19 protein-coding genes are annotated in these 19,789 nt (G+C 58.3%); 5 read left to right on the forward strand and 14 right to left on the reverse strand.

The window, feature by feature from the left end:
• Positions 1-95: 95 nt before the first annotated feature.
• Positions 96-1,175: a hypothetical protein gene (locus ACP15U_RS07210; protein WP_425044474.1), complete on the reverse strand. Its 1,080-nt coding sequence runs from the start codon at positions 1,173-1,175 to the stop codon at positions 96-98.
• A gap of 66 nt (positions 1,176-1,241) precedes the next feature.
• Complete coding sequence (locus ACP15U_RS07215) at positions 1,242-2,732, reverse strand: ABC transporter substrate-binding protein (RefSeq protein WP_425044475.1); 1,491 nt, start codon at positions 2,730-2,732, stop codon at positions 1,242-1,244.
• 178 nt (positions 2,733-2,910) lie between these two features.
• On the opposite strand from ACP15U_RS07215, the gene panB reads away from it, so the two are divergent.
• Positions 2,911-3,765, forward strand: coding sequence for a 3-methyl-2-oxobutanoate hydroxymethyltransferase (gene panB / locus ACP15U_RS07220; RefSeq protein WP_425044476.1), 855 nt, complete (start codon positions 2,911-2,913; stop codon positions 3,763-3,765).
• Positions 3,762-4,613, forward strand: a complete 852-nt coding sequence (gene panC, locus ACP15U_RS07225) for a pantoate--beta-alanine ligase (RefSeq protein ID WP_425044477.1) — start codon at positions 3,762-3,764, stop codon at positions 4,611-4,613. Before panB ends, panC begins: the two co-directional genes overlap by 4 nt.
• Positions 4,614-4,653: 40 nt before the next feature.
• Here panC and ACP15U_RS07230 read toward each other — a convergent pair whose 3' ends face one another.
• The 11 genes from ACP15U_RS07230 to ACP15U_RS07280 form a co-directional block, all read right to left on the reverse strand.
• Positions 4,654-5,910 (reverse strand): flavin-dependent oxidoreductase, encoded by a 1,257-nt coding sequence (locus tag ACP15U_RS07230; protein WP_425044478.1) that lies wholly within the window; start codon positions 5,908-5,910, stop codon positions 4,654-4,656.
• A 57-nt stretch (positions 5,911-5,967) separates the two neighbouring features.
• The gene (gene idi / locus ACP15U_RS07235) at positions 5,968-6,510 is read right to left on the reverse strand and encodes an isopentenyl-diphosphate delta-isomerase (protein WP_425044479.1); all 543 of its coding nucleotides are present in this window, start codon (positions 6,508-6,510) and stop codon (positions 5,968-5,970) included.
• Positions 6,511-6,716: 206 nt separating this feature from the next.
• Complete coding sequence (locus tag ACP15U_RS07240) at positions 6,717-7,130, reverse strand: c-type cytochrome (RefSeq protein WP_425044480.1); 414 nt, start codon at positions 7,128-7,130, stop codon at positions 6,717-6,719.
• Between the two features lie 103 nt (positions 7,131-7,233).
• The gene (locus tag ACP15U_RS07245) at positions 7,234-8,265 is read right to left on the reverse strand and encodes a P1 family peptidase (protein ID WP_425044481.1); all 1,032 of its coding nucleotides are present in this window, start codon (positions 8,263-8,265) and stop codon (positions 7,234-7,236) included.
• Positions 8,266-8,349: 84 nt separating this feature from the next.
• Complete coding sequence (locus tag ACP15U_RS07250; protein ID WP_425044482.1) at positions 8,350-9,096, reverse strand: SDR family oxidoreductase; 747 nt, start codon at positions 9,094-9,096, stop codon at positions 8,350-8,352.
• Between the two features lie 57 nt (positions 9,097-9,153).
• On the reverse strand, positions 9,154-9,573 hold the full coding sequence (arfB, locus tag ACP15U_RS07255) for an alternative ribosome rescue aminoacyl-tRNA hydrolase ArfB (protein WP_425044483.1): 420 nt from the start codon (positions 9,571-9,573) through the stop codon (positions 9,154-9,156).
• A gap of 78 nt (positions 9,574-9,651) precedes the next feature.
• Positions 9,652-10,281 carry a queuosine precursor transporter gene (locus ACP15U_RS07260; protein WP_425044484.1) on the reverse strand — a complete coding sequence of 210 codons (630 nt, stop codon included), beginning with the start codon at positions 10,279-10,281 and terminating at the stop codon, positions 9,652-9,654.
• A gap of 119 nt (positions 10,282-10,400) precedes the next feature.
• Positions 10,401-11,288 carry an esterase-like activity of phytase family protein gene (locus ACP15U_RS07265; RefSeq protein WP_425044485.1) on the reverse strand — a complete coding sequence of 296 codons (888 nt, stop codon included), beginning with the start codon at positions 11,286-11,288 and terminating at the stop codon, positions 10,401-10,403.
• Complete coding sequence (gene mepA / locus ACP15U_RS07270; protein WP_425044667.1) at positions 11,261-12,103, reverse strand: penicillin-insensitive murein endopeptidase; 843 nt, start codon at positions 12,101-12,103, stop codon at positions 11,261-11,263. Before mepA ends, ACP15U_RS07265 begins: the two co-directional genes overlap by 28 nt.
• A 35-nt stretch (positions 12,104-12,138) precedes the next feature.
• Positions 12,139-13,503, reverse strand: coding sequence for an MFS transporter (locus ACP15U_RS07275; RefSeq protein ID WP_425044486.1), 1,365 nt, complete (start codon positions 13,501-13,503; stop codon positions 12,139-12,141).
• Between the two features lie 48 nt (positions 13,504-13,551).
• A complete protein-coding gene (locus tag ACP15U_RS07280; RefSeq protein ID WP_425044487.1) occupies positions 13,552-14,100 on the reverse strand; it encodes an acyl-CoA thioesterase in 549 nt (182 codons plus the stop codon).
• Positions 14,101-14,228: 128 nt separating this feature from the next.
• Between ACP15U_RS07280 and ACP15U_RS07285 the strand changes: the two genes are divergently transcribed.
• The 3 genes from ACP15U_RS07285 to yaaA all read left to right on the forward strand — a co-directional run bounded on the left by ACP15U_RS07285 (position 14,229) and on the right by yaaA (position 17,472).
• Positions 14,229-14,516, forward strand: coding sequence for a YggT family protein (locus ACP15U_RS07285; RefSeq protein ID WP_425044488.1), 288 nt, complete (start codon positions 14,229-14,231; stop codon positions 14,514-14,516).
• A 116-nt stretch (positions 14,517-14,632) separates the two neighbouring features.
• The gene (recQ, locus tag ACP15U_RS07290) at positions 14,633-16,669 is read left to right on the forward strand and encodes a DNA helicase RecQ (protein WP_425044489.1); all 2,037 of its coding nucleotides are present in this window, start codon (positions 14,633-14,635) and stop codon (positions 16,667-16,669) included.
• A 32-nt stretch (positions 16,670-16,701) separates the two neighbouring features.
• Entirely contained in the window at positions 16,702-17,472 is a 771-nt protein-coding gene (gene yaaA, locus ACP15U_RS07295; protein ID WP_425044490.1) for a peroxide stress protein YaaA, read from the forward strand.
• Between the two features lie 43 nt (positions 17,473-17,515).
• Here yaaA and ACP15U_RS07300 read toward each other — a convergent pair whose 3' ends face one another.
• Positions 17,516-19,765, reverse strand: a complete 2,250-nt coding sequence (locus ACP15U_RS07300; protein ID WP_425044491.1) for a response regulator — start codon at positions 19,763-19,765, stop codon at positions 17,516-17,518.
• Positions 19,766-19,789 lie beyond the last annotated feature (24 nt).

Genomic DNA, 19,789 nt, shown 5'->3' on the forward strand with positions numbered 1-19,789 from the left:
TTAGGCGCGCCCAAGCTTTGGGTCCAGAACGCAGATGCAATATGCCCAAGGGGGGTGCGCCGCCCATCGTTTGCCCAGCTTGTTCGCTCATTGGATCAGGAGACAAGAAGGAAGGCAAAAATGGCGTATCCGACAATCGCGGCATAACCCAACGGATAGATCCACTTGATTGCATAGTTGTCGAGCTTTTTCGCAAGGGGTTCGTTGCCGCCGGCCTTGATCTTTCGCAAGACCACGTTGAACACGATGATCGCGCCGGTGACCACAAACATCCACTGCAGAATGAAATCGAGGAAAGTCAGGTATCCGAGTTTCGGCAGGTCAGCCGAGATCGCCCAGTTGAAGGCGACGAATACGAGCAGATTGGCCCCCGAAATCTCGATCCGCTTTCGATATTCGTCGAGAAAGAACAGCGCCCAAGTGACTGTGATCAGCACCAGCATCGGTAGAAAAACCCGGATCACGTAGTATGTCACATGCCGACGCCCCTCGAAGACAAGCGCAACCTGATCAGTGGGCTGCCCGGAAATACCCTTGATCTCAGATCTTTCCATCCGAGCGTTTTCGAGGATCCATTCCTCTTCGCCGAGTGTATCCCCCAACCCGGAATGTTCGTTCAACGGGTGGAAATTCACAAATTCCGACGGAAAAACCGATGCGACCTCAAACGAAAAAGTCTGCGTGTCGAATGGGTATTTGAGGAAATTGAAATGTGGGGCCTGAAGCGTCAGCGAAGATTTCTCGACATAGAGCATCCTGCCCGAAGCCCGCACCGCCACGGCGGCTTCGTGGATCCATTTGTTGGACTGCTGGTTGTGAATTAGAAAGGCCGGTACAACAGATCCCACGTCGGTCAGCTTCTTTGCCAAGGCTGAGGGTTCAAAGACCTGTACGTCGCGGCCCACTTCCCCGGCGTCGAACGCAAGCGCTGGTTCATCCCATTCGGCGCGAAGAACGACGACCGCGCCATAGTTTTCCGACTTCTGGTCGACGCCGGTTATCTGTTCGATCCGAATGCCAATGCCTACCTGAAGCGGGTTCTCGGGCGTTGCAATGAGAGCGTCGGGATTTGAATGGAACAGAGCCTGGGCCTCAACCTGAAGCTGGCCGAACAAGCCCGTCCAAAACAGTAAAGCTGCAGTCAGACAGGCGCGCGTTGTTTTAAAAATACTCATGTCGGTTGCATCAAGTTGGAATGAAAAAGGACCCGGGGGCAGCAGATGCTGCCCCCGGCGTTCGCATCAGTTTGCCCAACTTACGGCAGTCAGATCGGTGGCCTGCGTCGGAGCGTTGTTCCACAGCCCTTGCAATCCGGCCTTGGCCACGGTCGGCCAAGCGAGCTGGAACAGGTACCCGTTCACGTGGTCTTCGGAAATGATGGTCTGCGCTTCGTGCAGCAATTTTGTGCGCATGTCCGGATCGGTGGTGCCGTTCAGCTTGGCCATCAGGTCCTGGAAATCCTTGTTGTCATACTGGAAATAGTATTCGGGCCGGGCATAGATGCCGATATCCATCGGCTCGGTGTGGCTGACGATGGTCAGGCCGAAATTCTTGCCGCGGAACACGGTTTCCAGCCACTGGGCCCATTCCACATTTGTGATCTCAGCCTTGATGCCCACCGCAGCCAGCTGCGCCGCGATGATCTCGCCGCCGCGGCGCGCATAGGAGGGCGGCGGCAGGTGCAGCGTGGTTTCGAACCCGTCGGGAAAACCCGCCTCGGCCAGCAGCGCCCTGGCCATTACCGGGTCGTGGGCCGAATTGCCGGTCAGATCCAGATAGGCGGGATTGTGCGGCGCGAAATGCGTGCCGATCGGTGTGCCAAGCCCGAACATCGCCCCGTCGATGATCGCCTGACGGTCAATCGCATGGGCCACGGCCTTGCGCACCCGTACATCGTCGAACGGCGGCTGCTTGTTGTTGGTCGACAGGATGGTTTCGCCTTCGGTTGATCCGATCAGCACCTGGAACCTCGGATCGGCCTCGAACTGCGGCAGGTTTTCGGGCGCCGGAAAATTGACAAAGGCGTCCACGTCCTCGGCCATCACCGCCGCGAAGGCGGCGGTGGGGTCCGAGATGAACTTGAAGGTGGCACCGTCCATCACGGCTGGTGTGCCCCAGTAGTCCGGGTTCCGGATCAGGTCGATCTTGTCACCCTGCACCCAGTTCGCAAATTTGAACGCGCCGGTGCCAACGGGGTTGGTCTTGATGTTGTCGATGCTTTCGGGTGCCACGATCACCGCGTCACCCCAGGCCAGGTTGAACAGGAAATTGCCATTTGGTTCGCCAAGGGTGACCTTGACGGTCAGAGGATCGACGACCTCGACATCGGTAATGCCGGCAAACAGCGCCTTTTGCGCGTTGACACTGTCTTCGGCGCGGGCCCGGTCGAGGCTGAACTTGACGTCTTCAGCATCCATTGTCGAGCCGTCGTGAAATGTGACGCCATCATGCAGTTTGAACGTATAGACCTTGCCATCATCCGAGATTTCCCAGCTTTCGGCGAGCCCGGGAACGATCGAGCCATCGCCCATGAAACGGGTCAACCCTTCGAAGACGTTTGAGTAAAGAACGGAATCAATTGCGCCGGCCGCCGCACTGGTGGGATCCAGGTGCGGTGGTTCCAGTTGCAACGCCACGGTGATGTCACTTTTTGCGGCGGCCGCCCCGGCCAGCAGGCTGCCACCGAGCAGCAGCGCAGCACCTAGACCGCGAATGAATAGCGAATTTCTCATCAGAATCCCTCCCCTTTGATTTCTCCGGCCATGAATCCCGGCCGCTTTTTACCGAGTGTTCAACCAAAACCACATTCGATCAAGGGTATGTTGGCGCAACCGGGGTGGCCGGCTGGGCGTCAGGCTGCTATTGCGCCCCCAATTTTCCAATCGGTCCTTCAAGGAGGAGATTTTTCGAATGAGCGCAACCGCCCGCAAGGCCGCTCCGAACGCCGAAGACATTCGCGCCCGAAAGGGAGGCGAACCACTCGTCAGTCTGACGGCCTATTCCACGCCAATGGCGAAGTTCATGGACGCTCATTGCGATTTTGTTCTGGTTGGTGACAGCGTTGGCATGGTGATGCATGGCATGACCTCGACCCTGTCGGTGACGATGGAAATGATGATCATGCATGGTCAGGCGGTGGCGCGGGGTCTGTCGCAGGCAATGATGGTGATCGACATGCCGTTTGCCAGCTACGAGGAAGGCCCTCAGCAAGCCTTTCGCAATGCAGCGCGGTTGATGGCTGAAACGGGCGCCGGAGCGGTGAAACTGGAAGGCGGGGTCGAGATGGCCGAAACCATTCGCTTTCTGGTGCACCGGGGGATCCCGGTCATGGCGCATATCGGCCTTACGCCGCAATCCGTGAACACGTTGGGCGGCTACAAGGTGCAAGGGCGCGACGCGCAGGCAGACGCGGTTTTGGCCGATGCAAAAGCCGTGGCCGAGGCAGGCGCGTTTTCGGTGGTTCTGGAAAAGGTTCCGCAGGGGTTGGCAGACAAGATCACCGCCGAAGTTCCCATTCCGACTATCGGGATCGGTGCGTCGGCTGGATGCGATGGCCAGATCCTTGTGGTTGACGACATGCTGGGCTTTTTCACCGCGTTCAAGCCAAAATTCGTCAAACGCTATGCCGATCTTGGTCAGCAGGCCGAAGCAGCAATTGCCGAATATGCAGCCGAAGTCAGATCGCGTAGCTTTCCTGCCGACCAACATGTTTTTGCGGATAAGGCACCGAAAAAGGCGGCAACCGGAAAAGGGTCAGCTTCGTGACAGCCCCGATCATTCGCACGCTGGAAGACCTTCGCGCGCTCACCGCAGGATGGCGTCTTTCCGGTGAGGCTGTCGGTGTTGTTCCGACAATGGGGGCGCTTCATGCTGGTCATCTTTCACTTGTCGAAGCTGCAAAATCTGCGTGCGACAGGGTCATTGTGACGATCTTCGTGAACCCGCGGCAATTCAACCGCCTGGAAGATCTAAAAAACTACCCGCGCACCGAACAAGAGGATGCTGTCAAGCTGGCCCCCTTTGCTGTGGATGTCGTCTATGTCCCTGATCCGAATCAGGTTTACCCCGACGGGTTTTCCACCAATGTTTCACTGACCGGCGTGACTGACGTAATGGAAGGGCCCAACCGGCCCGGCCATTTCGACGGTGTTGCAACCGTGGTGGCCAAGCTTTTCCTGCAAACCGGGGCTGACAAGGCGTTTTTCGGCGAAAAGGATTACCAGCAGTTGATGGTCGTGCGCCACATGGCGCGGGATCTGGATATACCTGTCGAGGTGGTCGGCTGTCCGACGGTGCGGGAACCTTCGGGCCTTGCCATGTCGTCGCGGAATCTGCGGCTCAGCGAACAGGGATTGCTCAAAGCTGCTGTGCTATTTCCGACATTGCAGGAGGCCGCTGCAGCGCTAAGCGCCGGGGCCGGTTATGAATCAACCATCCGGCAGGCCCAAGATCGGCTGATACAGTCCGGGTTCGAGAAAGTGGAGTATCTTGAGCTGCACAGCGCCGCGTCACTGGCCGCGTTGACACGGCCGAGCGAACCTGCCCGGTTGTTCGCAGCGGCTTGGGTGGAAGGGATCCGCCTGATCGACAACATTCCCGTAGCCAGAATCTGACCGGCACCGTACTGCCGGAACACGGCAGGCCAGTTGCGGATCAGTTGATCTTCGCGCCTATCGGGATGGTTCGGGGTCTTGCGTTGAGTTCTTGGATCGAGAACCCGGCCGTCTTCTTGTATTTTTCGGCATGTGCGGCAAGGTCGGCATGCGGGATCACGTCGTCGATGGACACGAAATCGCCGCCGCATAGATCTTCGACCTGTTGCAACACCCCATCAGGCCCTCCGCCGGCTCGGTTCGCATTGCCGACCGCAGTTGCGATTGGCCGAACTTTTGCTTCGTAGGCCTCGAGTGCCTGTGGCGTCAGCCCATGCTGCACAAGCGCAGCTCCAATGACGCGCGCATCCACGATCGCCTGCCCTGCGCCGTTTGAGCCGACCGGATAAGTCGGGTGCGCAGCATCGCCCATGAGCGTTGTGCGCCCATTCGTCCAGCTGGACAGTGGATCGCGATCTACCATTGGATACTCGAATACGACTTCGGCCCCGGAAATCAGCGCTGGAACGTTGATCCAGTCAAACTTCCAGTCTGCAAAATCAGGTAAAAAGTCAGCTATATCTGCAGGGCGGTTCCAGTCTTCCTTTTTCCACGTCGCATCAAGTGGAAACCGTTTTTCGGCAATCCAATTGATCACGGCGCGTCCGTTTTCGTCGCTGTTCGAGATTGGGTAGGCCACGAGCCTCAGGTCATCATGCCCGATCATTACCATTGCAGCCCCGCCAAAATAGGCGTCGGCTTCGGTTGTGGCTCGCCAGAGCACACGCCCATTCCAGATCGGCTCCCCCTCGTCGGGGTACATCTGCTTTCGAAGCGCCGAATGTATGCCATCGGCGGCGATCAGCAGAGTTCCGAGCACCCGCTCACCGTTTTCCAGAACTAGTGCAGCGCCGTCATCGGAGTTTTCAAATCCAATGGCTCGGGCACCGGTGACTACGCAATCCTTACCGGCTCTCTCGGTGAGGACTTTGTAAAGCATCATCTGCAGATGCCCGCGATGAACCGAATATTGCGGCCATGCATATCCGGCCCAGGTGCCGCGCGGTTCTTCCCAGATCGTCTTGCCGAGCTTGGAATAGAACCCGTACTGACGGGTCTTGACGCCGATCCGGTCCAGTTCATCGGCGAGCCCGAGGTCAAGCAGTTCTCTCACGGCATTGGGTTGAAGATTGATGCCAACCCCCATTGGCCGGATTTCCTGCGTGCTTTCGAAGATACGGAACGGAACGCCAATCTGATGCAGCGTAAGCCCAAGGCTGAGGCCTGCAATGCCCGCGCCTGCAATCAATACTGTCATGTGCTGGTTCCTCTTTTGCCTGGGAAGAAATCAGCGCAGCGCCGCAAGAGCAAGTCCTCAGGTCTTTGCGGAGATGATCAGATCGGGCCCAAAGATCGTGTCGGCGTGGTTGTGAAGGTAGATCTTCAACCACGGCGTAAAGCGTTCCGGATGCCTTTTCACTTCGGCCTGAAGGTCGTGGTAGTCGATCCAGCGTGTGTCCATCACCTCATCCGGGTTGGGATGCATCTCGACCGGTCCACGGGCATGGGCAAGAAATACGTCAACAACTTCGTTCTCGACCATGTTGTTGCCCACATCGGCATGGTATTCCAGCCGATGCCGAAACTCGGGAAAGAGCCCGGAAACGCCAAGCTCCTCTCGAAGGCGGCGCACGGCGCAGGCACTGGAAACCTCATCCCAATCGGGATGGGTGCAGCAGGTGTTCGCCCAGAGACCGGGAGTATGGTATTTGCCCATTGCCCGGCGTTGCATCAGGATGTCCATTCCACGCACAACGAAAACCGACACCGCCTTGTGTTTCAGGCCGCGTTCATGGGCTTCCAACTTGTCGACTGGTGTTAACTCGCCGTCCACCCAAGCAGGGATCATGATACCCATAAGGCCTCCGTCGTGTTTGGAATGCGCACTTCGCAGGGCGTGGAATGCAAAAGAGTTTTCGAGGGCATTCGTGAACCGTATTGGCGGGTGGTCATTGTCATGTCCCCGCTAGCAGGGAACGGACATTTGATCAATTGCACAATAGGCCGCGGAGCGGATGCCGCGGCCTATTCGTTCTCAGCTTATCGGCCCCCAAGGGGCTGCGATTACTGGGCGCCGACGCTGGCCAGGTATGCAGATACGTCTTCGGCACCCTTTTTCATTTTGAACGACATTTTCGATTTGGCCGAAGTGCTGTCGAGATAGGCCTGAAGGAACGCTTTGGGGTCCATGCTGAATTCGGCCAGGTTCGCTTCGTCCCAAACGAGGCCGGCTTCGCCAGCAGCGACCAAGTCTGCACCATACTTGAACCCGTCAGAAGTGCCGGCGGTGCGGCCGATTACGCCGTAGAGGTTCGGGCCGGTCTTGCCGCCCTTGACGATTGCTTCGCCGGCATCGTCCACAATCGCGTGACAGGACTTGCATTTCTTGAAGCCTTTTTCACCCTCGGCGGCGTCGCCTGCAGCAAAGGCGGGGGCGGCGAAAAGGCTCAATGTCACGGCTGCGATCAGAGATTTCATGGCTGTTACTCCAGTTATTTTTTTGATGGCCTCACTACGTCTTTGCACACGCAGAGAGTCAACGGTCACATTGCCGCGTCCCGCTGGCATCGGCGGGATGCCGTCATTTCATTTGGTCGGACCAGCAGGGTAGAACATCATTGGGAGCGGGTCGGGCTGAGTATATCGCACGGGCGATTGCCCGGCTGAGACACAAGGCGGCCGCGTGCCCGATCATTGTCAGGTCGCGTTCAGGCGCAATCATCTGCTTTGTGTTTGTGGAAACAGAAAAAACGAGGTCTCCGTCGGCCGGGGAATGGGCCGGGACAATAGCGCGAGCGATGCCATCCTGCGCGGCTGTGGCTAGACGTAGGCATTGTGATTTCGAAAGGTCGGCATCCGTAGCAACGATGGCTATCGTCGTGTTCGCACGATCCATAGGAGGGTGCGGGCCTTGGGCTTGTGCGGCCATGTGCTGCACCTTGCGGCTGTTCAGGCTGCGCCCCAGACCCGAGGACGGATCCGCACCAATCCCGCCAAATTCATCGTCGATCTCAAACGGCGCGGCCCAGAAATGTCTTTCGCCGGGAGTGGTAACGCTTCCCATCGGGTTGGCGGCAACCAAGGCGCCAACGGTTGTGCCGTCCTCCAGTACCAGCGAGGCAGACCCCAAACCGCCCTTGTGCATCGCAGTAAGTGCTCCGGTGCCAGCACCGACGCTGCCAAGTTCAAATTCTCGCCCGGCGTTCTCCGCCGCGGCGCGGCCAAGCGCAGGGTAGGGGGATTCCGCCCAGTTCTTTTCACCGCCGTTGATCAGATCGAAGATTATTGCACCGGGCACAATCGGGATGACGGCATTTCCGACTTTAAAACCGCGACCCTGTTCACGCAGCCGCGACATTACACCCGAACAGGCATCCAGCCCAAAGGCCGACCCACCCGAAAGGGTGATAGCATCAACCTTGGCAACCGACTTGTCAGGTGCAAGCAGATCGGTCTCACGGGTTCCCGGTGCACCACCCATGACACTGACCGAAGCCGTAAAGGGCGCTTCGGCCGTCAATATCGTGGTACCGGATTTCAGCGTGTCATCTTGGGCGTTGCCGACCAGAATTCCGGGGACGTCCGTTATCAGATTTCGAGAACCGGGCTTCATGTTACTCGCCTTGGTTGTGTTGCGTTCGTTGCAGGCTCAGAGCTGGAACTGGCATCGGAATGCATAATCTGGCTTGCAGGGTCATCAGATGCAGCGCCCGCCGTCGACTTCCATTGCCACGCCTGTGATCATCGAAGCCTCATCCGAGCAAAGGAATGCTGCGGCGTTGCCCATATCTTCGGGCGTGGAAAAGCGCCCGATCGGGATGGTGGACAGAAACTTGGCGCGCATCTCGGGCGTGTCCTCACCCATGAACGATTTCAAAAGGGGGGTCTCGCCCGCCACGGGGCAGATCGCGTTGACGCGCACACCGTTGGGCGCAAGTTCCACCGCCATCGTCCGGGTCGCCGTGATCATCCAGCCTTTCGAGGCGTTGTACCAGTTCAAGTTGGGCCGCGGTGAAATGCCGGCGGTGGACGCGACGTTCAGGATCGCTCCGGAACCACGATGTTTCATGCGGGGAACCAGCTCCCGGGCTGTCAGAAAAACCGACTTCATGTTGATCCTGAACATCTGGTCGAAGTCCTCTTCAGAGACGTCCTCCAAGGGGGTCGGCAGATGGGTGACACCTGCATTGTTCACCAGAATATCAACTTGGCCGAACATCGACATCGCCGTTTGGGCCATATCCCGCACCGATGCACCATCTGCAACATCCACCTGATGCGCGGTCGCTTGCGGACCCAATGTGGATGCCATGTCCTGAGCGGCCTCGCCGTTGATATCGGCCACCAAAACCCTTGCACCCTCGGTCAGAAATTTGCGGGCGATACCTGCGCCGAAACCTGACGCGCCACCCGTGACAATTGCGGTTTTGCCATCCAATCTCATGCTCTCGCCTCCCCTAACTTGTAGCGGAGAGTATCAGTGCAGGGCACGGATGCCAGATTATTCGTCGCTGATTTTGCCGCGCAGAGATTTGACTTCGCTGCGCGCCTTTTTCTCCGCGAGTCGCCGTCGGACCGAACCCTTGGTCGGCTTGGTTGCGATTCTGCGTTTCGGAACAACAGTTGCCCGGACGACAAGATCCGCCAGCCTGCTGCGGGCAATTTCGCGATTGCGGATCTGCGAGCGTGTTTCATCGCACTGGATGACTATGGCACCATCCTTCGTCCAGCGACGTCCCGCCAATCGCTTTAGGCGGGCTTTTATCGCGGGCGAAAGAGAAGGTGAACGGGCGGCCTCAAACCGCAATTCCACTGCGGTCGCAACCTTGTTCACGTTCTGACCACCAGGACCGGAGGCCCGCATGAAGCTTTCGGTCAGTTCCCAGTCCTGAATGGTGATATCGTCCGAGACATGCAGCATCAGCCGGAGCCTATCTGAGAGCTGCAATATGAGAAAGGGCCGCGGTAGCGCGCGGCCCGGTCTGTGTATCGACGCGGGTCAGGCTGGATGCCGGACCGGCATGACACGCTTGACGATGACCCGGAACGGGATCAGGGCAATGAGCGCCAGAGAAAGCTTCACCATCCAGTCCGCGACAGCCAGTGAAACCCAAAGCGGGGTCATCGGACCCGCGCCAAGCAGCGGCACGGCCTCGTTGGCCCAAGACACGTCATTCCCCGGTTCGATCCAGGCCAGCTGAGCCGAGAATGCGATCGAGAAGAACAGTGCGGTATCCACAGACGATCCGATCAGAGTCGAAGCCAATGGTGCGCGCCACCAACGCCCTTCGCGAAGGGCCGAGAAAATGCTGACATCCAGCAATTGTGCCGTCAGGAACGCCGTGCCGGAACCGATCGCGATCCGAAGGGTGACCAGGGGGCCGAATTCGCCCACGATCTGTGTGCCGATCAACGAACAGATGACACCTACGACAAAGCCTGCGAACACGACCGTCCGGGCCGGTCCAGCGCCGTATATTCGGTTCATCAGGTCGGTAACAAGAAAGGCAAACGGGTAGGTGAAAGCCCCCCAGGTCAGCCAGTCTCCAAACAGGAACTGAACAAGAATGTTCGAGGCGACAACAATGGCCGCCATGGCAATAATGCCGGGAATGTGTGCGCGTTTCATATCTCTGAGCCCGTTTTGACAAGGTAGCGGCGACTTGGCCCGAAACCAATCGGGCAGGGCGGGCTTCTAGCGGTTCGGATCCATCTGCGCAAGAGGGTGCGAGGATTTTGCCTGTGCGTTCAGCTTTCGGGCAATGCGTATTCCACCAGTTCTGTGACCTGCACGAAATTGAAATTGTCATCCGAGACCATTGTGGCCCGTAGTCCGCCTTGCGTATCGCGCCAGATCGAGACGGCCTCGAGATTGTCATGCCTTCCCGGCCCGGTCAGCAGCAGTAGCCGTTCGTTGACAGGCTGGCCGTCGACCATGTCCCAGCGGCGCAACCGGCTTCGGAACCCCGGGAATGAAACCGCTCGCTCAAGCACGTAGAACCGGCCATCCGGCCCGAAATCGGCACCCACCGGGAGAAATCCGGACTTGGCAGGCAGGGTGAACGGTTGGGTCCAGGCGGATCCGTTCCAAGCGTATACGGGTATTTCACCGTTTTGAGCATACCCAACCTCAGGCATCGTGTAGATCGTGCCATCCGGGCCCAGTGCAAGGGCCTCGAAGGATCTGTTCTTGGTAAGGTGCCGGAATGCCTTGTGGACCGGAAGAACCCTTGACCATGCATCCGGCTCGTCAAAACGCGCCACCCGATGGGCGCCTTCAAAAGAAATGAACATTTCTCCCGAAGGCGCTACGGCCAACCCTTCGGAATCCCCGGCATAGCCGGGTAGGGCCTTTCCCTTGCTGGACCGTATCCGGGTTGCCGACAGCGGAGTGGCGCCCGTGATCAGGCCATCTGCCCGGTCAAGAGACGCGATGACGATGTGGCTACGGTCGCTGAGAACTCGGATTTTTTTGCCGTCCTGAGAAACCTCCAAGCCGGAAAACCCACCAAACCACGACGTATCATGCTGCCAAGTAAAGGAGCTCAGCAGCGTGGCACGTGCCGACCCGCCCGCATGCAGCGGAGCGACCAGGGACAGTAGTGCGGTTATTGCGACTGCAAGACGGAGCGACATTGCTTCGGTAGGTCGGCCAGCACGTATTCACGTCGCTTCTTCGGTGGCGGCGCGTTGGGATCACGCGGCTTGGGCGGAGGCGGATTGAGAATGTTGTTCACCCACTGCTGGGCTTCGGCGCACCCATCCCCCTTTGGAGGCGGATCCTGATTGGCGCAGCCGCGCGAACCTCTCGGACATTTCAGTCGGACATGAAAGTGATAGTGATGACCCCACCATGGCCGGATCTTGCGCAGGTAAGAACGGTTGCCCGTTTCATCCTTGCACATTTGCACCTTGGCGCCCGGAAACACAAAGATCCGGGCTGTGCGCTTGTCCCGTGCTGCCTCACGGATGATGGCATGGTGCTGCGCGGTCCAGTTCGAATTGACAAATGCTCCGTTGTTGCGGCGCAAGGAGATCGATGAGATGTTCTCGCGTTGCTGCCGGCTCATGCGCAGGTTGTTGGCCGGGCGCATCCAGATGTCGATGTCCAACCCGATTTGGTGGCTGCGGTGCCCCGACAGCATCGGACCTCCTCTGGGCTGGCTGATGTCACCAATATAAAGCCCGCTCCAGCCACGCTGTTGTGCAGCAAAAGCGCTGAGTTTCTCGATGAAGTCTATCGTTTCCGGATGCCCCCAGTTGCGGTTTCGGCTCAGACGCATGGCTTGCCACGTTGGGCCGGTTTCCGGCAGTTGCACGGCGCCTGCCGCACAGCCCTTGGCGTAGCTGCCAAAAGCGGCGGGTTTCTGCTGAGAAGCCGTGCTCTTGCCGCCAAACAGCTGCTTGGCCAGAGGTTCGGCGCTGGCTGAGAGTGCGGAAAATGTGGTCAGAACAAAAAAGGCGGCGGCTACTCGTTTGAAAAACACTATTTCTGGTCCCCTTTCGGATTCACCCAAATCAGCAGGATCAGGCCCAGAATAAACAACCCGACAACCGGTGAAACCCCCAATCGCGCGCTACCGGTTGCAGCGGTCATTAGACCGATCAGCATTGGTGCAAGAAAGGCGGTTGCACGGCCAGACAGGCCGTAGAGCCCGAAGCTTTCAGTGGGGGCCAGTGGATCGGTGTGGCGAACCATCAGCGATCGGCTTGCGGCCTGAAGGATCCCGCCAAACCCGCCGATCATAACGCCGCAGGTGAAAAAGACTGTATCAGGCAGGGAGGACCCCTGGGGCAATGACAGGCCAAATATCTGGGTTCGGTCCATCCCAACGATCGTCACGCAAACGAGGATCAGAACGCAGATGGATCCTATGATCACCGGCTTTGGCCCAAATATTCTGTCGGCGAACCCGCCAAGCCAGCTGAACAGCGCGGCCGAGATGGCAGCGATGATGCCAAAGACGCCGATCTGGGTGATCTGCCAGTCCAACACCAGCGTGGCATAGACACCGCCAAACCCATAAAGCCCGTTCAGGGCATCCCGGTAAAACATAGAAGACCCGAGATAGCTTGCGAGGCTGAGCCGGTGGCGCAAATTGCGCACCGATTTGACAACAAGTGCAATCGCCTCGCTGAATGTGCCGCGCTTGCCGGTGGGCCCCGTTTCCCGAACCCAGAGGAAATAGGGGACCATGAAGATCGCGAACCACAGCGCCGTGAATGGGCCGACTGCCCGCGTGCCTTCCTTTTGCGATGCGTCCAGTCCAAGAGCGGGGTCCAAACCGATCAGGGTTTTGCCATTGTCCTGTTCAACAAAGAGAAGCAGCATGATGAACAGGGCCACCACACCTCCGAGATAGCCGAAGGCAAATCCCGATCCGGAGATTTTGCCGACTTCTTCTTCAGTCCCCAAAGAGGGCAGCTGCGAATTGATGAAGATAAGTGCATATTCCGCGCCGATAAAGCCCAAGCCAAAGCTGACAAGCATCAGCCACATGTTCGAACCGGCAGGGTCCATATACCATAGGCACCACGCGCCAACGAAATACATGACGCTGAACAGGGTAATCCACGACATGCGGCGCCCGGAGATGTCGGCCATCGCCCCCAGAAATGGCCCGCCGAACCCGATGATGAGGCCGGTAATCGTCAAACATTGTGACCAGGTGACCTGTGCCTGCGCTTTGGCGGCTTCTGTTTCCAGGCCTTGTCCAATGAAATGCGCGGCGGCCACTGCCGCGAAGAAGGGGCTGAAAACGAAAGTTACCAGAAGCGTGTGATAAGGCTGGCTTGCCCAATCAAAGAAATACCAGCCCCATATCCGCTTTCGCGTGGAAATTTCCGCCATACCCGTCCCCAATACTCTTTGGAAAAGTTATGGGGGGTCCATCACCTGTTAAGCAAGCGTTTCCTGCATAGGGGGCCATGGCCGCGTCGCATCGGCAGCGCACCAAGCGGCAACCCAGTCCGGCATGGCGGGCGAGGGTGTATCGGCCCGGCCCATCGCGGCGAGAACCTCGGTCGGAGCGACAATGCCGTTCTTGTCCGTGATGGCCGCCCGGAACAGGATATGGCTTGCACATTCGCCGTTTTGCTTCCACATCGACTGTTCAAGATAAATGAACCGGTCGTCCCAGCACAGGGCGCGCGAGCGCATCTCGAACCGTTCGAAGCCGCGAATTCGGCGCCGGAACCGCACGGTGCTGCCGGCCATGGTCATTCCCCATCGGCGCTTTGAAATCGCCCGGATCAGCCCGACCCTCTGCGCGTTCATGGTGCGCCCAAGGTCATAGAGTGTCATGGCGCGTCCGTTGTTCAACTCCATCCAGAGATCAAGATCCCACGGCCAGCAGATGTGGGTCGAGATATGAGTCTCGGTCAGGTCCAGAGGTGCCATGCGGCTGGCGACAAACAGATCTTTGACAAGACGAACAATGGGAAACATTTAAAGACTCCGTGAAACGCGCGGTCCGGGTGATGCAAGCGCGGCATTCTTGTCAATCTAAACCCAGCGGCACTTGCCCTTTTGGAGCGAGCCGCTTAGGTGGAGAGACGGTCAAGAAAGGGAACCCGATGCAGTCTCTGTTCCAAATTCTGATGCTTATTCTGGACGTGGTGTGGTTCTTTATCATCGCGCATGTGATCATGAGCTGGCTGATCAACTTTCAGGTGCTCAACCTGCATCAGCAATTCGTGGCGCAAATCTGGTATGGCTTGAACCGGATTCTTGAACCGCTCTATGGGCCAGTGCGTCGTATCCTGCCGCCGATGCAAGGACTGGATCTGGCGCCGCTTGTGGTATTGCTCGGTGTGTTTGCCCTGAGAATTATCCTTATCAACAACGCGCCTGCTTTCTACTAGGCAATTATTCCGAGTGTTGATCGCGATAAGCGAGGGGCTCGCCTCTTGCCCGCAGAATCTCGCTGTGTGACAGTGAGCAGCAAGAGCAGATAACAAAAACCGGACGAGGCCCGAGCATGTCCGCCGCAGGCTTGCTGCAAGACGTATTTGGATTTGATGCTTTCCGTCCCGGACAGGCGGAGATTGTCGACGCCGTGGCGGCAGGAAAAAACGTGCTGGCGATCATGCCGACCGGCGGTGGGAAGTCCCTGTGTTTTCAGATCCCGGCGTTGATGCGCGAGGGAGTGACGGTCGTGATCTCGCCATTGATTGCGCTGATGCGAGATCAGGTGCGCGCACTGCAGGAGGCCGGTGTGTCCGCCGGTGCCCTGACATCCGGTAACACTGACGAAGAAACTCAGGCCATTTGGGCCGCGCTTGAAGCTGGCGATCTGAAGCTTCTCTACATGGCGCCCGAGCGTTTGGCGTCTGGCGCAACAATGGGGATGCTGCGGCGGATCGGTGTCGGGCTGATCGCTGTGGACGAAGCCCATTGTGTGAGCCAGTGGGGTCACGATTTTCGCCCCGATTACCTGCGCATCGGCGATCTGCGCCGCGCGCTGGATGTCCCTCTGGCGGCGTTTACGGCGACAGCAGACGCCGAAACCCGCACCGAAATCATAGAAAAACTGTTCGAAGGCGGCGGTCCGCAGGAATTCCTGCGTGGCTTTGATCGTCCCAACATCCATCTTGCCTTTGCATCCAAGAACAGCCCCCGAAGGCAGATCCTTGACTTTGCCGGTGCACGGCGCGGGCAATCAGGCATTGTCTACTGCGGCACCCGCGCCAAGACCGAGGCGCTGGCCCGGGCGTTGCGCGAAGATGGGCACAACGCGTGCCACTACCACGGCGGGATGGAGGCCGGTGATCGCCGGGGCGTCGAAATCCGGTTCGCCCGCGAAGACGGTTTGATCGTTGTCGCCACGGTTGCCTTTGGCATGGGGATCGACAAACCGGACATCAGGTGGGTCGCCCATGCGGATCTGCCCAAGTCGATCGAAGCTTACTACCAGGAAATCGGGCGAGCAGGTCGGGATGGAGCAGCGGCAGAAACTCTCACCCTATTTGGCCCCGAAGACATCCGTTTGCGGCGATCCCAGATTGACGAAGGACTGGCCCCGCCAGAACGACGCGCTGCCGACCATGCCCGCCTGAATGCCCTGTTAGGTCTGGCCGAGGCGTTGGACTGTCGGCGACAGAGCCTGTTGGGTTACTTTGGGGAAGAAGAGATCGTCTGCGGATCTTGCGATCTCTGCGACAGCCCTGCCGAAGTGTTTGATGGCACAACGGCAGTGAGAAAAGCCCTGTCTGCCATTCTGCGCACCGAAGAATGGTACGGGGCGGGGCATCTGATCGATATCCTGACCGGCAACGAAACCGAAAAGGTTCTGGGCAAACGCCACGACCAGTTGCCAACCTTTGGCGTTGGCCGCGATTACTCCCGCCCGCAATGGCAAGCGGTGTTTCGCCAGATGATGGGACATGATCTGGTGCGCCCAGACCCTGAACGGCATGGTGCGTTGCGGATGACGGAAACAGCCAAACCAATTCTGAAGGGAGAGGCAGGGATCCGGTTACGTAAGGATACAATCCGCGCGGCCGGTCGCCGGCCAGCCGTCAAGGCGATGGTCTCGGAAGAGGATGCGCCGCTGCTATCAGCGCTCAAGGCAAAACGGCGGGCACTGGCCGAAGCGGCAAAGGTACCGGCTTATGTCATTTTTCCGGATCGCACTTTGGTAGAAATGGCCGAACGAAGGCCGAACTCACTGGATGAAATGGCCAATGTGTCCGGCGTTGGTGCCAAAAAGCTGGAACGGTATGGGGCGATTTTTCTGGAAGTGATCACTGGGGCAGCGGAAACCCTGCACCCGGCGCGACGGAAACTCGCAGGACGTGCGGGCGGTTCGGTCTACGACCAACTTCTCGAAGTGCAGGCGGAGTTGACGCGCGGAACGGACGGGATCGATAAGCCGCTAAGCTGTTCGGCAACCCAGCTTGCCAAAGTTGCGCAATTGCGACCGGGCGACGAGCAGGGGTTGAAACGGGTGTTGGACAAGCGCCGTGTCGAGCGATTTGGTGAGGCGTTTCTGGACGTTTTGCGAGCGGCGGGCTAAGTCCCTTCTGGCAGGCAAACTTGGGGGCAGACATGCTGGTTGTGATTTCTCCGGCAAAGCGGTTGGATTGGGCAGAACGCACGGGCGACGTGACGCAGCCCGACTTTCCGAATGACGCCGTCCGGCTGGCTCGAGCCGCGCGCAATCTGACACTGAAGGATCTGCAGGCCCTGATGAAAATCAGCCCGGACCTTGCGCGCCTGAACCGAGACCGGTTTCGCGCGTTCGACGACGCTCCGTCCCCTGAGTTAACGCGACCGGCGGCGTTCGCCTTTGCCGGCGACACTTATCTGGGGCTGGAGGCCGCTTCTCTTGATCCTGAAGAACTGGACTGGGCTCAGAATCACCTGCGGATCCTATCGGGCCTTTACGGGCTTTTGCGACCACTAGATGCGATTCAGCCTTATCGATTGGAGATGGGCAGCCGACTGAAGACGCGGCGCGGATCATCCTTGTATGACTATTGGGGCGATCGCTTAAGCAAGGCGCTGAACGCACAGGCCCAAGAAACCGGTGCGACGGTGTTGGTCAACTGTGCGAGCCAAGAGTATTTTGGCGCCGTCAAGCCCGATGCTCTGAAACTCAGCGTGGTTACGCCGGTCTTCATGGAAGACAAACCTGGCGGGCCAAAGATCGTGAGCTTCTTTGCCAAGAGAGCGAGGGGCGCAATGGCACGGTATGTGGTGCAGAAAAGATTGACCGATCCCGCAGCGCTGCTCGATTTCGATACCGGTGGATATGCCTATCGTCCTGATCTGTCCAAACCGGAAGCACCGGTATTCGTTCGGCCTGCGGAAGCCTGAGTTACGGCGGCTATAGTGCGAGCAAAAAAAGGGCCATGTTCGGTCAATCGTATAAGATCGGATGCCTCGCATCCTCGGGGCAGTGACTGCGAATCCGGTCAAGGATTTCTGCCTTTCTGAGTGGTTTCGTCATATAAAAGTCCAACCCGGCCGACAGGATTTCCTCGGCATCGCCGTCCATTGCGTGGGCGGTCAGAGCGATGATCGGAACCCGCCGTCCGGTTCCTTGTTCGATTTGGCGGATTTCGGTTGTCGCCTCTTTGCCGTCCATCTGCGGCATCGAAATGTCCATGAAAATGAGATCTGGCCGAAACTCGGAATACGCACGCAAGGCGTCCACCCCATCATTTGCAAAACGCAGATCGACATCGAGATCCTGCACCATCTTTTGAAACACCAGTTGGTTGGTTCTGTTGTCCTCTGCAGCAAGGATCCGCATTTTCCGTTCGGCCTGAGGGGCTTGGGGTGAATGCGCCTCGCGTTCATGTGGGGCAGGGGACGGCGTCAGTGGGTTCACCTCCTCCCGATCCAAATTCTGTGCAACCCTTGCCTGTTCACCCTGCAAGCCGGCCCCCAGTTCTGACAGGCGTGAATAAAGTTCAGCTCTTGGCAGGGGCTTTTGCAAGACCGCCTGAACGTAACGCCTGCAAGGATCAGTCTGCGCCATCGCCGGGTTCGAAGAATGCAAGACGAACGGAACACTGGCATAGGGGCCATCGCCAATTGCCTGAGCAAGTTCCAGCCCGTCCATTTCCGGCATGTTGTGATCGCTCAACACAAGATCCACGCTGGATTCCAGCTGTTCGAGCGCTTCCCGCCCGGAGGAGCAGGATGTCACCCGGATGCCCATCTGCGTCATCTGTTTTTCGAGAATGGCCCGATTGACGGCCAGATCGTCGACGACCAACACATGGCGAAGTTTGGATGGCAAAGGTGGCGGCGCTGGCTGCGGCCCATCGGCCAGCGGCAGGGTGACCCGGAACCCAAAGCAAGAACCCTTGTTTTCTTCGCTCTCCACCCAGACGGAGCCACCCATCATCTCGATAAGCCGCTTGGAAATGGCGAGCCCCAGCCCCGTGCCGTCGAACTGTCGGTTTCGCTCGTTCTCGACTTGGTTAAACTCTCCAAAAACGTGATCGATCTTGTCGTCAGGAATGCCAATCCCCGTATCCTCGATAGCAACATGAATTGCGCAGGGACGGGTTTCGGCATCAGGCACGCCGGTCACGCGAACCACGACGTGACCTGTATGGGTGAACTTCACGGCATTGCCGATCAAGTTGGTCAGCACTTGACGGATTCGGCCCGGATCACCGACAAACCGTGTCGGCAGAAACAGGTCGTAGTCGACCAGCATCGTCAGCCCTTTGTCGCGGACGGTGGGCTGCAATAGCAGTGCGATTTCGTGAATGCTGCGCTCCAGATCGAATGGCTCGGGATAAAGTGCAAGCCGGTCAGCCTCGATCTTAGAATAGTCCAGCACATCGTTGATGATCACCAGCAAGGCCTCACCCGAGTTTCTGATCGTGTCAACATAGAGGCGCTGATCTTCGTCCAGCTTCGTATCGCCCAAAAGCTCGCTCATTCCGACCACACCATTCATCGGGGTGCGGATCTCGTGGCTCATGTTTGCGAGAAAGGCGGATTTTGCCCGATTGGCAGCTTCCGCCCGTTCACGAGCCGCATGAATCTGCGCCTCGTAACGAACCGTCGAAGTGATATTCAGCGCGAGGCTGACCACGTCGCCGCCATGCCCCCTCTGATCGATCAGCTTGACATACTGGTCGTTCCACATCCGGATCACGATCGGCGCAGGCGTGAGCGACAACCACCTGTCGGTCATCATCGCGCGCCATTCGACCGCAGACATTTCTTCGGTGTTGACGATACCTTCGTCGGTCATCACCTGCAGAATCCGCATGTAAGAGACGCCGGGCGTTACCTCGTCCAACCCTTCAAAGGCGTTGAGATATGCTGCGTTCGCCCCGATCAACTTGCTGTCGGCGTCAAAGAAGGCAAAGCCGTCCTGTATGGTTTGGATCGAGTGCCACAATCTGCGTTCCGCGACCTCGATTTTGTGGTTGGCAGCCGAGAGATCCGATTTCACTTTCTCATTCTCGTCACGAACATTCGCGACCTCGGCCTGAGTGGCGCCTATCTGTTTGGTCAAAGCCAGCGCATGACGACCCAGTTTTCGATTTGCGGAAGACAACTCGGCCTGTTTGAGTTCCAGCAATCTCTCAGCCGCAAGACGTGCTCGCCGCTCTTTGGCCAGTTTGTTGACGAGGCTCATCCACCGGGCTCCTCACGACAGTTG

It is taken from the genome of Primorskyibacter sp. S87 (genome assembly GCF_049801055.1).
Taxonomy (GTDB): Bacteria; Pseudomonadota; Alphaproteobacteria; order Rhodobacterales; family Rhodobacteraceae; genus JBNAGF01.

Coding starts and splice junctions, on each gene's coding strand:
- yaaA (WP_425044490.1), top strand. CDS start 16,702: ATGCTGGTTGTGATTTCTCCGGCAAAGCGGTTGGATTGGGCAGAACGC.
- ACP15U_RS07230 (WP_425044478.1), bottom strand. CDS start 5,910: ATGACAGTATTGATTGCAGGCGCGGGCATTGCAGGCCTCAGCCTTGGG.
- ACP15U_RS07215 (WP_425044475.1), bottom strand. CDS start 2,732: ATGAGAAATTCGCTATTCATTCGCGGTCTAGGTGCTGCGCTGCTGCTC.
- recQ (WP_425044489.1), top strand. CDS start 14,633: ATGTCCGCCGCAGGCTTGCTGCAAGACGTATTTGGATTTGATGCTTTC.
- arfB (WP_425044483.1), bottom strand. CDS start 9,573: ATGCTGCATGTCTCGGACGATATCACCATTCAGGACTGGGAACTGACC.
- ACP15U_RS07275 (WP_425044486.1), bottom strand. CDS start 13,503: ATGGCGGAAATTTCCACGCGAAAGCGGATATGGGGCTGGTATTTCTTT.
- ACP15U_RS07240 (WP_425044480.1), bottom strand. CDS start 7,130: ATGAAATCTCTGATCGCAGCCGTGACATTGAGCCTTTTCGCCGCCCCC.
- ACP15U_RS07265 (WP_425044485.1), bottom strand. CDS start 11,288: ATGTCGCTCCGTCTTGCAGTCGCAATAACCGCACTACTGTCCCTGGTC.
- ACP15U_RS07285 (WP_425044488.1), top strand. CDS start 14,229: ATGCAGTCTCTGTTCCAAATTCTGATGCTTATTCTGGACGTGGTGTGG.
- ACP15U_RS07280 (WP_425044487.1), bottom strand. CDS start 14,100: ATGTTTCCCATTGTTCGTCTTGTCAAAGATCTGTTTGTCGCCAGCCGC.
- idi (WP_425044479.1), bottom strand. CDS start 6,510: ATGGGTATCATGATCCCTGCTTGGGTGGACGGCGAGTTAACACCAGTC.
- ACP15U_RS07250 (WP_425044482.1), bottom strand. CDS start 9,096: ATGAGATTGGATGGCAAAACCGCAATTGTCACGGGTGGCGCGTCAGGT.
- ACP15U_RS07210 (WP_425044474.1), bottom strand. CDS start 1,175: ATGAGTATTTTTAAAACAACGCGCGCCTGTCTGACTGCAGCTTTACTG.
- ACP15U_RS07245 (WP_425044481.1), bottom strand. CDS start 8,265: ATGAAGCCCGGTTCTCGAAATCTGATAACGGACGTCCCCGGAATTCTG.
- panB (WP_425044476.1), top strand. CDS start 2,911: ATGAGCGCAACCGCCCGCAAGGCCGCTCCGAACGCCGAAGACATTCGC.
- ACP15U_RS07300 (WP_425044491.1), bottom strand. CDS start 19,765: ATGAGCCTCGTCAACAAACTGGCCAAAGAGCGGCGAGCACGTCTTGCG.
- ACP15U_RS07260 (WP_425044484.1), bottom strand. CDS start 10,281: ATGAAACGCGCACACATTCCCGGCATTATTGCCATGGCGGCCATTGTT.